Here is a 13,984-nt window from a genome sequence, read left to right as displayed (position 1 = left end):
CTCTTTGGGCCGTTAGCTCAGTCGGTAGAGCAGAAGGCTTTTAACCTTTGTGTCATAGGTTCGAATCCTATACGGCCCACCATTTTGGTGGACTTGATTCCCAAAATAAAAGATGTAAGATGTGCACCGTAATACGGGCCGTTAGCTCAGTCGGTAGAGCAGAAGGCTTTTAACCTTTGTGTCATAGGTTCGAATCCTATACGGCCCACCATTTATACACTCAATTGCGCTCGTAGCTCAGCTGGATAGAGTACTTGGCTTCGAACCAAGGTGTCGGGGGTTCGAGTCCCTCCGAGCGCGCCATTTAATATCAAGCACTTAGCTCTAGTTTGTGACCAAAAAACCAAGTTACTGTGACCAAAACGTGTCTAAACACGTTCAGCCGCAGCTCTGAGGTGTGCACTAGAAAGGTGCGCATAACGCAACACCATTTCATAATTAGACCACCCACCGAGTTGTTGTAACTCATGCAAAGGTGTACCATTTTGCACATGCCAACTTGCCCATGTATGTCGTAAGTCATGCCAACGAAAGTCATTAATACCTGCGCGTACTAATGCTTTTTGCCAAGCATGGTTATTACAACGAGTTACAGGATTTCCTTTGTATGTAAATACATACGTTGGGTTTCTTCCCTGCTGTGCTTTTAAAATTGAGATTGCTTGTTTGTTTAACGGTACAGGTATGGGGCGTTTAGATTTAGACTCATCAGCATGTATCAGCGCATGTTTTTTATCTAAATTTATTTCGCTCCATTTCAATTGGGTTACATTAGACTCTCTAAGACCTGTTGCTAAAGTGAAAGAAGCCATTGCCTCTAAATGAGATGGTAATTCTTTCAAAAGCAAATTAGCCTCTACCTTTGTTAACCAACGGATCCGCTTATTCTCAATTTTCCGCATCCTAATAATAGGAGTCTTATCAAGCCAACCCCACTCTTTATGAGCACGATTTAAAATTGCACGAATCAGTTCCAAAACTCTATTAACAGTAGTTAAGGAAACATGCTCTGCTTCCTTTTTCTTAGCAATAAACTCAAGTAAATCTCTGTCAATGTCAGTTAGTTTTTTTGCTCTTAAAAAGGTATCCAACCATGCCAGATGGTATTTATCTGTTTCAAGACTGCGCTTATGAGATGATTCATCTATCCATCTTAATACCGCATCCATCCAGGTTCTATTCGGCAATGACTTAATTTTATCTGTTTGCCACAATTCATGTTTCAGCTGATCATGCAACCGCAGCGCATCTTCTCTTATTTCAGTCCCAGTACTTTTGCGTACTCTTTTTCCTTGGTGCCGGATATCAAGCCACCATACTTCATCTCTTTTGTAGAGTGCCATTTTAATCTCCTATGGTCACCCTGAGAAGCGTCGTTGCTAGAGTACTTGTTTCTAATGTACGTCACAAGATCATGTTCAATAAAAATCCAACTACGACCGATCTTAACTCCAGGGATTTGTTTACGTGCTGCCATTCGGCGAACAGTTTCTTTATGTGCTCCAAGAAATTCAGCAGCTTGTTGAATGTTGAGCGTTTTCATTTCAATCCTTATAAATCAATTAATACTTAATTGACGATGCTCTTTAGGTAAGGGAAGGTATTTACGATAAGCGTCCCTATTTGAATTAATTTCAAGAATCATTTGATACAACTTCACTAATTCCTTCTCAGATGAAAAATTATGTGGTATGAGACTATCTGAATAGATTGTTTGAATGCTTTTAATAGATGAATTACACAGTTCCGCAATGTTTTTTAGTGTGTAATTAGTGGATCCCAACAGATATTGAATAATTCCTTTGTAAATTTGTAATTTAGAATTGTTCTCCATGAATAATGCTCCTTTGGCTATCTTGTTTACTGGCTAACTTATTCATTAAAAGTTAAATTATCCCGCAATATTATTTGGTGGATTAACCAGCAACATGATATATTGGCTATAATTATTCTATTTAAGATTATTTTAGCAGGTTAATTGAATAAAAATATTCAATTAACGATAATATACATAACTAATAATATTTATGTCAATCTGTTTTTGAATAATTTTATTCGTTTATTGGGTTGTTAATGACTGAGATGAGATTAAGTAATAACTTACAACAACTTATGAGAATACATGGCAATATTTCTGTTAGTGAGTTAGCTCGGGTAACTGGTATACCGCAACCAACGATTCATCACATTCTAACTGGTTCAACAAAAAATCCACGAAAAAGGGCACTTGAAGAACTATCTCGTTATTTTTCTGTTTCCATCGATGAATTAATTGGTCAAGAACCTCTACCAACTGTTATTCCTGATGCAGTTAAGGAAGATCTACAGATCAGGACCATACCTGTTATAGAATGGGAGTCATTAAAAAAATGGCCTTCAGAGTCAGACAAAATCCAAGATTTGCAAGAAATATTTATTGATAAGAAAATTGACAATAATTCTTTTGCATTAATTATGCCTGATGCTTCAATGGAACCTCTTTTTCAACAAAATACACTTTTAATCTTTGATTCAGGTAAAATTCCTAAAGATAGGGATTTTGTGATAGTGTATTTATCAAAAGAGGGAGAAATTGCATTTAATAGATTATTTATCGAAAATAATATCTTGTATCTGCGGCAGGGATTAGAGGATGGAAGCCTTAAACTGACAAAATTAGACAAGCCCAATGATCGTATTTTAGGAACACTTATTGAAGCACGGATTCAATATTAAATCTGTTATCACTAGCGCATTCTTCATGTAATCCAAAGATAAATGGATTAAAGTTTGTATGAATATCGTAATGGTCTACTTGTTCTACCTTCTTTAGATACTTCACTACTAGCCAAGCTGGAAAGACCATAATGATCGCATAACCCATTTTCCATAGATAACCGCAAATCATCATCCATCCAAGATGATTATTAGTTAACTTTCCAAAATAATTTAGTATATCAACTACTATTGTAAGCAATGCTTGTCCTAGAGCAGTAGATAACAAACATCTTAAAATAAAATATCTGCCTTTTAAAAAAATCTTCCATTTTGAAAGCAAATATATATTAGTCAATTCTCCAATTAGCAAACCAATAAGCCCCGCACCCACATATCTTAATGTGGGATCAAAAACTATCTGATAAGCTGTTGTTTGTGTGAAAAACTCTGGCGCTGGCATATGTGATACTGCTGTTATTACTAAGGAAAAAATGAGTTCAGCCAGCACTCCAATCCAAATAAATAACCTTGGGTAAGCATACCCATATACTTCCCCAACAATATCACAGATGCTAAACGTAAGAGGAAATACAAAAATTCCTCCTGGCTCAAGCATTGTTCCAATTTGCATTATTCTACTAGCTAAACATACCGTTGAAAGTAAAAAGGTTAAATATAACCCGAGTAGCAAATAGGGATATTTATATTGCTTTTTGCGAGCTAGTGCATCAAAAACTTCCTTGCTCAAAAACGTCTCCTCAATACAATTATTGTTTCTTATTTAATTAGTTGGAACTCTTTAACAGTTTCTCTTACTCCTGCTAAATATCCAATCCTATTGGCGTCCGATGAATTAAATTTTTCAATTAAATCTTTATTTTTTGAAAGTTCAGAAGGGGATTTTTTTATAGTAGCTGCGTTGGATTTTGATTTTATTTCAAGCAAATACTCATCTACTTCGGGTGTCATATGCTGAACCACAATAGAATAGTCTGGTTTTAATCGCTCAACGGTGGCGATATAAGTCAAAGTCCGAACAGTTTTAGTGTCCAGATTCTCTATTAATTCATTATCCATGATAATATCGCTGATATTTCTTTCTTTGGTATGTCTTTCAGACAATTTAATTACTGCTTTTGTAAAACCAGTTTTTTTGCACTCAAAAATATCAACTATCTCGTACCGTGGCTTTCTTGCCGTTTCAGCTACAAACTCTTTTAGCATACAAGCAATCCACTCATACCAACCGATCTTTTTTTTCATAATCCTTTACTCACATCATCCCAATTGCACCAATGCTCTCTTTACCATATTCTGGCAATAATAAATCTTCAGGAAATTGTCCACTTCTATTTATATAATCGGAGTGTTCTACTGAGAAACCAGCTTTTACTAAACTCCGATCTAAAACATCCTTAGTGATCCAATGGACAAATTTAGGTAGAGAGCTTGCCCGGCCACTGCTTTCATACTTTGCTGGTTCGGTAATTTCACCAGGCCATTCTTCATTATCCTCAACCCGTCTATTGAATTCAGGGATAAAACGTTGCCAATTTCTCAAAAATGGTGTTTCACAAACGATGTATATTTTACCTTTTGGGGCTAACAGTTTTGCTAACAAGGCTAATGATTCCTCAATCTTACTGCCAGAGAAAAAATGTAATACACGGCAAATCAAAATAGCATCAAAATGTTTTTCAGGAAGACCAATTAACTCATTGGGTAACTCACCAGGTACAAGAACCAGCTTACTGCTATCTCCGGTTAAGGAGTCACCGGACTCCGCAGTTGCTTCCAAGAAGCGTTGACGAACAACTGCTAAATTTTCAGAATCAATATCATTACAAAAAACAGTCGCTCCTTTTGCAATCGCCTCTAATGTTGCCGCTCCAAAAGCAGCACCTATTTCTAATACCTTTCCCCCATGTTGAGCTGATAAAGCTGCATGCTTAATAAACTGTTGTGAAACTGGATCACATGGAGTTGTTGTAAAACCTCCAAAAGGATTGTGAGTTTTTGTAAATATACCTGTAATTTCTCTAGAAGATGGGGTTTCTATACGTGTAAAACTTTTTGGATCAGTGATAATATTATTATCAATATCTATACTTAATCCATTTATTTTCGAGATGTCCCACGGAAGCTCAATAGGTTGCTCCATTTCAAGAGTTAGTTCATCGAATACCTTTGTTGTTTGATCAATCTGTGTTTTGTATGATAAAAGAAATGTAATTGTGGGTGTTCCAAAATGGTTTGCCCATCTTTTGGCTCTGATAATCTGAAAATCTTTTTTAAGTGATTCTTTACTTAGATGACGATAAAAACCTTCAAATAAAATAGTTGCTTGAGTCATGCAGAGAGATTTATTAACTTCATTGTTTTTGATTATCTTATCTAATTCACTCAGTAAAATAAGACTCTTTTTTGAGGCACCATTGATTTCGTTGAAATTTTCAACGGTTTCTTGAATAACTTTGCAAAAATCTAAAAACTCCATTAAAACTCTCCTACATCCTAAAACCATTGCAATATATAATTAAGGCTAATTAATTTCAATAATTTTATTCAAATACATTAATCTCTAACTTAATAAATTATAAATCCAGTACGTCTGAGCAAAGGCCGATCAAAGAACACCGGTAAGTTTGCTATGTGATGAAATGCACTTATATTTCCCCAATAAAGATGACGTTGATGCTGTTCAAAAATAGGCATTACAGTTCTTTCGAGAGAATTGCAAAGGAGGGCAGAAAATATGGGTTCTCAATTGTAGTAGTAAGTCAACGACCTACAGATGTTAGCCGCACCATTCTGAGTCAGTGTAATAATTTTTTGGCATTACGCGTTACTTATGAAACAGATCAGGGCGATATAAAACGACTGGTTCCAGATTCATTATCTGGGCTGAGTGACTACCTACCTTTAGTTGAAACTGGTGAAGCAATTCTTCTGGTGATGCAGTACTATTGCCATCGAGGATAAAATTACCCCAAATAGCGCCACACGAGATTTTTGGAAAGAATTAGGGAACTCAGAACCTAATAATGAGGATATAGCGCTTGCAATAGAATCATTGCGAAGCCAAACACGTTTAGAGCGAAGCAAATAAAATTACGTTGGGAATCATTCTATAATGTTCTTATAATTGCCAAGACCATTCCAACAATTTTATGGCTACGAGGTGAGATGCCTCGAACAGATGCCCAATTTTCATTAGCAGGAATAAGTTCATACTCATGGTATAAGCCATCTGTTGATAACTGTTTATATCTGCGAGTTGTAACTTCATTAATATTTTGAAGATTCGCAACAACTAACCCTCCTGGCTGAGCAGACTGATCCGGATCAACAATTAAAACATCACTCACTTTTAACTCAGGTGACATGCTGTCATCTTGTACACGCAATGCAAAAGCATTCTCCCCCAGTTTCTGCGATATTTCAGGGCTGAGTGGAATAAACGAAACAGAATCATGTCCTGTCTCATCTCTAATTGCCTGAATAACTGCTGTTGGATCACAAGCCTGTTGAGCATCCAATAAGGGAACTAAAGCTCCCAGCCAAGGAAATTCCTGCTTAACCTGCTTATCTTCTGTCAAACACATTAAATACCCAGGAGCGACGTCCAAAGCGACGGCTAACTGCTTAATTTCCTCAGGCCCTGGAGTTCGTATGCCTCTTTCCCAGTTATTAATCCTGGAGGGCTTTAAGTCGTCTGTAAGCTCTGCAAGTGCTTTTCTGGTTAATCCTTTTGCCTGACGCTCTTGAAAAATGCGTTCTCCAATTTTTTCTTTGATGTTCATCATGGAGTTATACCTTTTCACAAAACAACAATAAACCCATTGACAATTTTCTAATTGTGCAATATCGTCATGGTTAATTGCACTATATGTGTAATTAACTTGTGATTTCTTTCAAACAAAGATAGCACAGAATAAAAATAATAACGAGATGTACAACCAGGAATGTTTGTCAATTATGGATTTTGTGGTGAACAGCGAGGAACTTGCGGCTTTATACGGGTTACCCCATAACCAACAGCTTGCTTATTTACGAGGAATACGTCCATATATGGACGTTAAAACAGGACTAGTTGGCGTTAGGCGGCGTATTAGCTTGCAATCGTTGGCTGAAGAGCTGCATATACAGCCACATCAGGGTATAAAAGGTGAAAAATTTTCTCGTCCTCAGGCCAGACGTGCATTATCTGCATTGGAGCGTGTTGGTTTAATTACTTTGCAATCGGAAGAACTGCAATTAATTTTAAAATGCAATTTAGCAACCTTGGGTTGTTTTACCCAAAATAAAGTAGTCACAAACCCGTCACAGAAAGCCGTCACATTTTTTTCTAGCCAATCCATTGAAAATAAAGGGCTTTATGGTGATTCATCAGATAAACCCGTCACAGTGGAACCCTCAAAAGCCGTCACACCTCTTATAAAAGAAGATAATTATATATATCTTCTTAGGCGGTTCGAACATTTCTGGCGTTTGTACCCCGAGAAAAAATCCCGTGAACGTGCATTTGAAACCTTCCAGCAAATTAACCCAGACGAATCCCTATTACGCACCATGCTTCAAGCCCTTGATAACCAAATTAAGGCGAGAACAGCCAAGGATGCGCACGGAGAATGGGTACCCCCGTGGAAATATCCGGCCAACTGGCTAGCACAAAAATGTTGGGAAGATGAAGTCAACATCGAATTAAAGCAGGAGAAAAGGAATGAGAAGCGCCGCCCAAATACTAAAACAACAACCGTTGATCCATTCTGGAACCCTGAAACAGAAGACACAGCAAGCAGCAGTGAAGACGAATATCAGCAATCCAATGTCATCAACCTGCAATGCTACCGACAGCAATAAAAAGCGGATTGAGAATTTGTTTACTCGCTTTGCCGTTTTTTACGGGCACTTATGGCGCAGCCAGTTCAAGAGCGATGGTTTTTTGGAGTTTGCAAAAAAAGAGTGGCTGGATGGGTTAATACGATTCAGTGATGAGATTTTAAATCAGGCCATCGTTGAGTGTCGGGATTTTTGTGAAATGCCGCCAAGCTTGCCTCAACTGATTCGCATTTGTCGAGACATAAAAAAGCGAAACTACGTTTATGTCACGCCTGAAGCAGTTGCTCCTGCAAGCACCGAGGTGGTGGAAACGAATATCAAACAATGTAAAGCATTTTTAATTTAAAACCCATAGGAGAAAAGACATGTTGATATTAACTAGAAGAATTGGGGAGTCCGTTGTAATCAGTGAGGATATCTACTGCACAGTTGTAGGGTATGACAATGATGAAGTTCGTCTTGCTTTTGATGCACCGAAGTCTATTCCTATACATCGTGATGAAATTCAGCGACGCATATACCTCGATCGAATGAAAGATAACTGGTTTATCGATAAAACCCCTAACAAAGAAAGCATTGTCGACAGGCTCATCAATAAATTTAAAAGCGCTAAAACTTAAGTCAAACGCTTCATGGGAATGATTTGATGAATATTGATGAACAGCAACTGGTGACGGTTAAAGACAGAGCCAAAGAAAAGCTCAGGCGTGATTTGGGTGGTTTGATTGAAACTGCATTAAGCGATCCAAAAACCGTAGAAATCATGCTCAATGCGGATGGCAGGCTTTGGCAGGAGCGGCTTGGAGAAACAATGCGCTGCATTGGCAGTATCTCCTATGCTCGTGCTGAATCCATTATCAAAACTATTGCGGGATTTCACGGTAAAGAGGTCACCCGATTTAAACCAATGCTGGAAGGGGAATTGCCGCTGGATGGTTCACGCTTTGCGGGTCAACTGCCACCGATTGTTTCAAGCCCGACCTTCGCCATCCGCAAGAAAGCGATATCCGTTTTTACGCTGGATGAATACGTTCAAACTGAAATTATGACATCAGTGCAATGTGAGGTGATTAAAAAAGCCGTATCAAATCACCGGAATATTTTAGTCATTGGTGGTACGGGTTCAGGTAAAACCACGTTGGTGAATGCCATTATCAATGAAATGGTGAGAAGCGCACCAGAAGAACGTGTTTTTATCATAGAGGATACCGGTGAAATCCAATGTTCTGCCGAAAACTGCGTTCAATATCACACCACGTTAGATGTCAGCATGACACAGCTTTTAAAAACCACGCTCAGGATGCGACCAGACCGGATTCTTGTCGGTGAAGTTCGAGGCAGTGAAGCGCTGGATTTATTGGATGCCTGGAATACAGGCCATGAAGGTGGCGCTGCTACCTTGCATGCCAATAACGCCCTTGCAGGACTCCATCGTTTGAAATCATTGATTACTCGAAACCCGGCAGCACCCGCTGAAATCGAACCTTTAATTGGTGAGGCGGTGCATTGTGTGATGCATATCGCAAGAACACCGCAGGGACGCAAGGTGGAAGAAATCATATCCGTGAATGGTTTTGAAAATGGCCAATACCTAATCGAAAAACTTGTTTAAGGAGAATGTCAGTGAACCAGATAGATACTTTTAATTATAAAAAAATATTGCTGATGGGGTTATTCGTTTTATTTTTATTGTTTATGACCCATCCGGCTCTTGCATCAACAACCGGTGGAGGGCTGCCTTTTGATTCGTGGCTGACCAAAATTCAGAAATCCATTACCGGCCCTTTTGCTTTTAGTGCCGCGATCATTGGGTTGGTTGCCGCTGGCGCCACTTTGATTTTTGGTGGCGATATGAACGGTTTTATGCGAACCCTTGTCTTTTTTGTGTTGGTTCTTTCATTCCTGGTTGCGGCACAAAACACCATGACGGCTATTACCGGTAAAGGGGCAGAAATTACCAAGCCAGCTGTTGAGTTTAATACGACGGAGCATATGTCATGAGTCTTCGTACTATCCCTATTCGTCGCTGTGGAAACCGCGCAAGCCTTTTTATGGGCGGGGATCGTGAGCTGGTGATGTTTTCTGGATTGCTATCAGCCATTTTAGTATTTGCAGTCCAGGACTGGCTGGCGGCTATTGCTGGGGCTGCTATGTGGTTTTTATCTTTGAAAGGGCTTCGCTTAATGGCGAAATCCGATCCTTGTATGCGCGCAATCTATCTTAGGCAGCGATGCTATCAAGCCTATTATCCTGCGCGTTCAACCCCATTCAGGGACAATAAAAGAGGTTATCAATGATCGAATTTATTACCTTTTTTCTCAGTATGACGGGGCTTGTCTTCTTAAGCTTCCTGTTTTACCAGACTCGCATGAAAAGCCAGGCGCATCATTTAAAAAAGCATCGAAATACAAAAACGGGATTCGTTGACTTACTCAATTATGCCGCAGTTGTTGATGATGGCGTGATTGTCGGTAAAAACGGCTCATTTATGGCGGCCTGGCTTTATCAAGGGGAAGATAATTCCAATACCACCGATGAGGCGAGGGAGATGGTGTCGTTTCGCATCAATCAGGCATTGTCCGCCATGGGCAGTGGCTGGATGGTTCATGTCGATGCCGTGAGGCGTACTGCTCCTGGTTACAGTGCGCGGGGAAATTCGTACTTTCCCGATGCCATCTCGATGGCGGTTGATGAAGAACGAAGGCAGCTATTTGAAAGTATAGGGACCTTGTTTGAGGGCTATTTTGTCATTACCTTGACCTGGTATCCACCGGTATTGGCACAAAAACGTTTTGTTGAATTGATGTTTGATGATGATCATGCGCGTTTAAGCCAGAAAGCAAAAACCCATCAGCTGATTGAAGAATTTAAGCAATCCTGCCGAAACTTTGAATCACGCATGAGTTCAGCCCTTGATCTTGAAAGGCTGCAGTCTGAACAGATGATAGATGATGAAGGTAAAACAGTCACACAAGACAATTTTTTAAGACATCTCCAGTTTTGTATCACAGGGCTGAATCACCCAGTCAACTTACCTAAAAATCCGGTCTATCTTGATGCCTTAATCGGGGGTCAGGAATTAACGCCAGGTATCACGCCAAAGATTGGTCGCAAATTCATTCAATGTGTGGCCATCGAAGGATTCCCAATGGATTCCTATCCTGGCATTTTAACAACACTAACCCAACTGCCTGTTGAATACCGCTGGAGTTCGCGCTTTATTTTTATGGATGCTCATGAAGCGGTGGCGCATTTCACTAAATATCGTAAAAAGTGGAAACAAAAAATCAGGGGCTTTTTCGATCAGCTTTTCAATACCAATTCAGGCGTTATCGATGATGATGCGCTAAGCATGGTGGAAGATGCGCAAGCGGCGATTGCTGAAACCAATTCAGGCATGGTGGGGCAAGGCTATTACACCTCCGTTGTTGTTTTAATGGATGAAGACAGGGCACAGGTTGAGAAATCAGCCCTTTTTATTGAAAAAAATATAAATGCCCTTGGATTTACCGCAAGAACTGAAACGATTAACACCATGGATGCCTTCATGGGCAGCCTGCCGGGTCATGGCGTTGAGAATATCAGACGACCTCTTATCAACACCATGAATCTGGCCGATTTGTTACCCACTTCCAGCATATGGACCGGTGACAACAAAGCGCCTTGCCCGCTGTTTCTTCCCAGCGCCCCTCCTTTGATGCAGTGTGTCACCAGCGGTAATGCGCCGTTTCGTTTAAACCTTCATGTCAGAGACTTAGGCCATGGCATTATGTTTGGTCCCACACGCTCAGGTAAATCAACGCATCTTGGTTTAATCGCACTGTCCTGGAGACGTTACAAGGATGCTCGCATTTATTCCTTTGATAAAGGTATGTCCATGTATCCAACCTGCAAAGCCACAGGTGGGGAGCATTACACCATTGCCGATAAAGACTCACGGCTTGCTTTTGCACCCTTACAATTTTTAGCGACCAAGGGGGACCGCGCCTGGGCTATGGAGTGGATTGATACCATTCTAGCTCTAAATGGTTTGAATACCACAGCAGCCCAACGAAATGAAATCGGTCATGCCGTTATTAGCATGTATGAAAGTGGCTCTAAAACACTGTCTGAGTTTGTCATGACCATTCAGGATGAATCTATTCGTGAAACACTTAAACAATACACCATTGATGGATTAATGGGGCATCTGCTGGATGCGGAAAGTGATGGCATGCAGCTGTCCTCATTTATGACGTTTGAAATCGAGCATTTAATGGGATTGGGTGAGAAATTCGCGCTGCCTGTATTGCTCTATCTGTTTCGCCGGATTGAAACATCCCTTGATGGCCGTCCAACCTTAATTTTACTGGATGAAGCATGGTTGATGCTGGCGCATCCTGTCTTTAAAAATAAAATCGCTGAATGGCTGGATTCCATGGCCAAGAAAAACTGTGTGGTGTTTATGGCCACCCAGCATTTATCCCATGCAGCGGGTTCTGGTATTTTAGATGTGATTGTTGAATCCACCGCCAGCAAAATCTTTTTACCTAATCTCTATGCAAGAGATCCCGAAACACGTGTGATTTATGAACGCATGGGCTTAAACCCACGCCAGATTGACATCATCGCTCAAGCTCAACCGAAACGTGATTACTACTATGTCAGTGAAAAAGGGCAACGTCTGTTTCAATTGGCGTTGGGTCCCTTGGCCCTGGCGTTTGTTGGTGCCACCGACCCCGACTCCATCGAGCGTATGAAGCAACTTGAGCAGAAATACGGTGCTGAGTGGGTGTCTTATTGGCTGTCAGAAAAAGGAATTGAACTCAATCAATACGGAGAAGCCGCATGAAAAAACGGATCCTTTGGCTTAAAAAGCCAAGCCAGAAAACAAAAAAAGAAGCATTAACTGAAAATCCTTATCTAAACGCCAAACGAGCCTGGAACGTCCACACTGCTGGACTGATGAAATCCTTACAGGTCTGGCAGTTGGTTGGAATGGGTAGTTTATTAATAACACTAGCCGCTGTTGGAGGACTGATATCAATTGGCAGTCAATCCAAATTTATCCCCTTGGTGTTCCAACAAGATGCCAACGGCAATACGCTTTCAGTGACTCGCGGCGATAGAGTGGGAGAGGTGAGCATTGATGATTACCGCACAACTGCGGCTCATTTTATTGAAAATATTCGCATGGTCAGTGCCGATGTTGAGTTACAAAAAAAGGCGGTCTTTCAAGTCTATTCCTACTTAAACCAAAACGATGCCGCCCTTAGCAAGGTACAGGAATTTTATAACGACAAGCAACGTTCTAACCCTTTTGAACGCGCGGCACATGAAATCGTCAGCATTGAAATTCGTTCAGTCCTTCAGGAATCAGAAAATACCTGGCAGGTGGATTGGGTCGAAACGGTAAGAAATCGCGACGGCACCGTCAAAGAAAAACCTTCTGTCATGAAAGCAATGGTGACCATGTATCAAGACAACGAGCTTAATGATATTTCCAGTGAGTCCATTTTAAAGAACCCTCATTTGATTTATGTGCGCGATTTCAACTGGTCTTATGACCTAAAGCATGGGGAACAACAATGAAAAAAATAATTCTCTCAATCTTTTTGGTGGTACCACTTACCGTCCTGGCTCAGGATAATGAGGAATTGGGCAACCGTTATTTTTCTAAAAGCATGCCGAATTTGTCCTATCAGGAAAAGCAGGCTTTGGAAATTGCGAGACTTTGGCAGAAAGGCGACAAAACCAGTAAGCCGTTTCAATCCTCAGATAGTTCAGTGAGCTTTGTCTATGGCTCAGGTCAAATCAGGGTTGTGTGCGCGCCCTTGCAGGTTTGTGATATCGCATTGCAAAGAGGCGAGCAGTTTAATGATATGAATGTTGGCGATCCACGCTTTATTGTTGAACCTTCAATTACAGGTTCAGGAACCAATCAGCAAATTCACCTCATTATCAAACCTAAAGATGTGGGACTTGATTCTTCACTGGTCGTGACCACGGACAGACGAACTTATCATTTCAGATTGAAGTCTGACCGCTACGAGTTCATGCCCTATATCTCGTTTATTTATCCAGATGAGGCCAAAGAAAAATGGCGATTGATACAGCAAATTCAAGCCGAACGTAGAGCCGCCAATACCTTCCCTGAAACGAACGAATACTTAGGCAATCTAAATTTTAATTACCGAATCCAGGGCAATGCCCGCTTCAAGCCGGTGCGGGTATATAACAATGGCGTTAAAACCATTATTGAAATGCCCAAAGCTATGTCGCAATTTGAGGCGCCTGCTCTACTGGTCCTAAGAAAAAGTGGCTTCTTCCAAAAATCAGAGACAGTAATGGTCAATTATCGTTTGCAAGGTTGTCGTTATATTGTCGATAGTGTGTTCGACAGGGCTATGTTGGTTGTTGGCAGCGGCTCATCTCAAGAAAAAATTACCATTACGAGGTGCTAACA

At 40.5% G+C, this 13,984-nt stretch carries 16 protein-coding genes and 3 tRNA genes; 13 read left to right on the top strand and 6 right to left on the bottom strand.

The window, feature by feature from the left end; all coding sequences use genetic code 11:
- The first annotated feature begins 6 nt into the window (after positions 1-6).
- The 3 genes from CKW05_RS12570 (at position 7) to CKW05_RS12560 (ending at position 303) form a co-directional block, all read left to right on the top strand.
- Positions 7-82: transfer RNA gene (locus CKW05_RS12570), tRNA-Lys, on the top strand.
- A 53-nt stretch (positions 83-135) separates the two neighbouring features.
- Positions 136-211 (top strand) — tRNA-Lys (locus CKW05_RS12565).
- A gap of 15 nt (positions 212-226) precedes the next feature.
- Positions 227-303: transfer RNA gene (locus tag CKW05_RS12560), tRNA-Arg, on the top strand.
- A gap of 65 nt (positions 304-368) precedes the next feature.
- On the opposite strand, the gene CKW05_RS12555 is transcribed toward CKW05_RS12560, so the two are convergent.
- A complete protein-coding gene (locus tag CKW05_RS12555) occupies positions 369-1,343 on the bottom strand; it encodes a tyrosine-type recombinase/integrase (RefSeq protein ID WP_058483159.1) in 975 nt (324 codons plus the stop codon).
- Positions 1,256-1,543, bottom strand: a complete 288-nt coding sequence (locus CKW05_RS12550; protein ID WP_082642755.1) for a helix-turn-helix domain-containing protein — start codon at positions 1,541-1,543, stop codon at positions 1,256-1,258. Before CKW05_RS12550 ends, CKW05_RS12555 begins: the two co-directional genes overlap by 88 nt.
- 539 nt (positions 1,544-2,082) lie before the next feature.
- Between CKW05_RS12550 and CKW05_RS12540 the strand changes: the two genes are divergently transcribed.
- Complete coding sequence (locus tag CKW05_RS12540) at positions 2,083-2,715, top strand: LexA family protein (RefSeq protein ID WP_231950598.1); 633 nt, start codon at positions 2,083-2,085, stop codon at positions 2,713-2,715.
- Here the strand turns inward: CKW05_RS12540 and CKW05_RS12535 are convergent.
- From CKW05_RS12535 to CKW05_RS12515, 4 genes are all read right to left on the bottom strand, one after another.
- Entirely contained in the window at positions 2,690-3,445 is a 756-nt protein-coding gene (locus tag CKW05_RS12535; protein ID WP_058483163.1) for a queuosine precursor transporter, read from the bottom strand. The genes CKW05_RS12540 and CKW05_RS12535 overlap by 26 nt on opposite strands.
- Before the next feature lie 29 nt (positions 3,446-3,474).
- Positions 3,475-3,960, bottom strand: coding sequence for a hypothetical protein (locus tag CKW05_RS12530; RefSeq protein WP_058483164.1), 486 nt, complete (start codon positions 3,958-3,960; stop codon positions 3,475-3,477).
- A gap of 10 nt (positions 3,961-3,970) precedes the next feature.
- The gene (locus tag CKW05_RS12525) at positions 3,971-5,194 is read right to left on the bottom strand and encodes a class I SAM-dependent methyltransferase (protein WP_058483165.1); all 1,224 of its coding nucleotides are present in this window, start codon (positions 5,192-5,194) and stop codon (positions 3,971-3,973) included.
- Between the two features lie 631 nt (positions 5,195-5,825).
- Positions 5,826-6,503, bottom strand: a complete 678-nt coding sequence (locus CKW05_RS12515; RefSeq protein ID WP_058483166.1) for a helix-turn-helix domain-containing protein — start codon at positions 6,501-6,503, stop codon at positions 5,826-5,828.
- Between the two features lie 172 nt (positions 6,504-6,675).
- On the opposite strand from CKW05_RS12515, the gene CKW05_RS12510 reads away from it, so the two are divergent.
- From CKW05_RS12510 to trbG, 9 genes are read left to right on the top strand one after another with little or no spacing between them, the layout of a single operon-like run.
- Complete coding sequence (locus CKW05_RS12510) at positions 6,676-7,560, top strand: hypothetical protein (RefSeq protein WP_058483167.1); 885 nt, start codon at positions 6,676-6,678, stop codon at positions 7,558-7,560.
- 16 nt (positions 7,561-7,576) lie between these two features.
- Positions 7,577-7,885, top strand: a complete 309-nt coding sequence (locus CKW05_RS12505; RefSeq protein WP_058483305.1) for a hypothetical protein — start codon at positions 7,577-7,579, stop codon at positions 7,883-7,885.
- A gap of 19 nt (positions 7,886-7,904) precedes the next feature.
- The gene (csrA, locus tag CKW05_RS12500) at positions 7,905-8,159 is read left to right on the top strand and encodes a carbon storage regulator CsrA (protein WP_058483168.1); all 255 of its coding nucleotides are present in this window, start codon (positions 7,905-7,907) and stop codon (positions 8,157-8,159) included.
- Positions 8,160-8,185: 26 nt separating this feature from the next.
- A complete protein-coding gene (gene trbB / locus CKW05_RS12495; protein ID WP_058483169.1) occupies positions 8,186-9,151 on the top strand; it encodes a P-type conjugative transfer ATPase TrbB in 966 nt (321 codons plus the stop codon).
- 11 nt (positions 9,152-9,162) lie between these two features.
- Complete coding sequence (locus CKW05_RS12490; protein ID WP_058483170.1) at positions 9,163-9,540, top strand: TrbC/VirB2 family protein; 378 nt, start codon at positions 9,163-9,165, stop codon at positions 9,538-9,540.
- The gene (locus tag CKW05_RS12485) at positions 9,537-9,836 is read left to right on the top strand and encodes a conjugal transfer protein TrbD (protein ID WP_058483171.1); all 300 of its coding nucleotides are present in this window, start codon (positions 9,537-9,539) and stop codon (positions 9,834-9,836) included. The genes CKW05_RS12490 and CKW05_RS12485 overlap by 4 nt, the downstream gene beginning before the upstream one ends.
- Positions 9,833-12,370, top strand: a complete 2,538-nt coding sequence (locus CKW05_RS12480) for a VirB4 family type IV secretion/conjugal transfer ATPase (RefSeq protein ID WP_058483172.1) — start codon at positions 9,833-9,835, stop codon at positions 12,368-12,370. Before CKW05_RS12485 ends, CKW05_RS12480 begins: the two co-directional genes overlap by 4 nt.
- Positions 12,367-13,110: a conjugal transfer protein TrbF gene (locus CKW05_RS12475; protein WP_058483173.1), complete on the top strand. Its 744-nt coding sequence runs from the start codon at positions 12,367-12,369 to the stop codon at positions 13,108-13,110. Before CKW05_RS12480 ends, CKW05_RS12475 begins: the two co-directional genes overlap by 4 nt.
- Positions 13,107-13,982: a P-type conjugative transfer protein TrbG gene (trbG, locus tag CKW05_RS12470; RefSeq protein WP_058483174.1), complete on the top strand. Its 876-nt coding sequence runs from the start codon at positions 13,107-13,109 to the stop codon at positions 13,980-13,982. Before CKW05_RS12475 ends, trbG begins: the two co-directional genes overlap by 4 nt.
- Positions 13,983-13,984: the final 2 nt, after the last annotated feature.

The sequence above is a fragment of the Legionella spiritensis genome (genome assembly GCF_900186965.1).
In the GTDB taxonomy this organism is placed as follows: domain Bacteria; phylum Pseudomonadota; class Gammaproteobacteria; order Legionellales; family Legionellaceae; genus Legionella_C; species Legionella_C spiritensis.
This window is presented reverse-complemented; position numbering and strand designations above follow the sequence as displayed.

Coding starts and splice junctions, on each gene's coding strand:
- CKW05_RS12555 (WP_058483159.1), bottom strand. CDS start 1,343: ATGGCACTCTACAAAAGAGATGAAGTATGGTGGCTTGATATCCGGCAC.
- CKW05_RS12550 (WP_082642755.1), bottom strand. CDS start 1,543: ATGAAAACGCTCAACATTCAACAAGCTGCTGAATTTCTTGGAGCACAT.
- CKW05_RS12540 (WP_231950598.1), top strand. CDS start 2,083: ATGAGATTAAGTAATAACTTACAACAACTTATGAGAATACATGGCAAT.
- CKW05_RS12530 (WP_058483164.1), bottom strand. CDS start 3,960: ATGAAAAAAAAGATCGGTTGGTATGAGTGGATTGCTTGTATGCTAAAA.
- CKW05_RS12525 (WP_058483165.1), bottom strand. CDS start 5,194: ATGGAGTTTTTAGATTTTTGCAAAGTTATTCAAGAAACCGTTGAAAAT.
- CKW05_RS12515 (WP_058483166.1), bottom strand. CDS start 6,503: ATGATGAACATCAAAGAAAAAATTGGAGAACGCATTTTTCAAGAGCGT.
- CKW05_RS12510 (WP_058483167.1), top strand. CDS start 6,676: ATGGATTTTGTGGTGAACAGCGAGGAACTTGCGGCTTTATACGGGTTA.
- csrA (WP_058483168.1), top strand. CDS start 7,905: ATGTTGATATTAACTAGAAGAATTGGGGAGTCCGTTGTAATCAGTGAG.
- trbB (WP_058483169.1), top strand. CDS start 8,186: ATGAATATTGATGAACAGCAACTGGTGACGGTTAAAGACAGAGCCAAA.
- CKW05_RS12485 (WP_058483171.1), top strand. CDS start 9,537: ATGAGTCTTCGTACTATCCCTATTCGTCGCTGTGGAAACCGCGCAAGC.
- CKW05_RS12480 (WP_058483172.1), top strand. CDS start 9,833: ATGATCGAATTTATTACCTTTTTTCTCAGTATGACGGGGCTTGTCTTC.
- CKW05_RS12475 (WP_058483173.1), top strand. CDS start 12,367: ATGAAAAAACGGATCCTTTGGCTTAAAAAGCCAAGCCAGAAAACAAAA.
- trbG (WP_058483174.1), top strand. CDS start 13,107: ATGAAAAAAATAATTCTCTCAATCTTTTTGGTGGTACCACTTACCGTC.